This window comes from Pseudophaeobacter sp. 1A09344 (assembly GCF_041008745.1).
GTDB lineage: Bacteria > Pseudomonadota > Alphaproteobacteria > Rhodobacterales > Rhodobacteraceae > Phycobacter > Phycobacter gallaeciensis_A.
This window is the reverse complement of the sequence record NZ_JAXGFS010000042.1, coordinates 1-457: the sequence shown is the minus strand read 5'-3', so window position 1 is coordinate 457 and position 457 is coordinate 1. Positions and strand designations below refer to the sequence as shown.

At 59.3% G+C, this 457-nt stretch carries 1 protein-coding gene; it reads right to left on the bottom strand.

The genetic code is table 11. From position 1 onward, the window contains the following. Window positions 1-60 precede the first annotated feature (60 nt). On the bottom strand, window positions 61-375 hold the full coding sequence (locus tag SM765_RS23010) for a hypothetical protein (protein WP_008335576.1): 315 nt from the start codon (window positions 373-375) through the stop codon (window positions 61-63). Between the last annotated feature and the right edge of the window lie 82 nt (window positions 376-457).

Here is a 457-nt window from a genome sequence, read left to right as displayed (position 1 = left end):
TCGCCATGAAAGGTCCAGCCCGAGGTCCGGGCTGTCCCGTCGCGGCCGAAGGCGATGACGTCAGCCGCGCTCCTCGAGGGTAATGCTGTAGTCAGGACCAAAGCGCAGATCGCGCCCGTCACCGAACTCGAGATGATGTTTGAAGAGTCCCGGCCATATGTTGAAATACCGCGGCTCTGGCCCGTGCGGGGTGATCCGGGTCGAGACCAGAATGGCTTCCGGCTCGCCCTCGCGCAGGTAGATGCACTGGTAGCGCGGCTTGCCATCGTCCGTGAACCCCACGAGTTCATACCGGCAGCGGAACGCTATGCCCTTCTCGGACAGGTCTTTGACACCATCGATGGTGATCAGGATCTGGTTGCGCGCTATCGGCATGTTCGGACTCTCCCCACGAGAGCCCTTCTACTTCACGACACTAAGGCCATAAAGTCATATGGAGTCAATACGACATATTGCA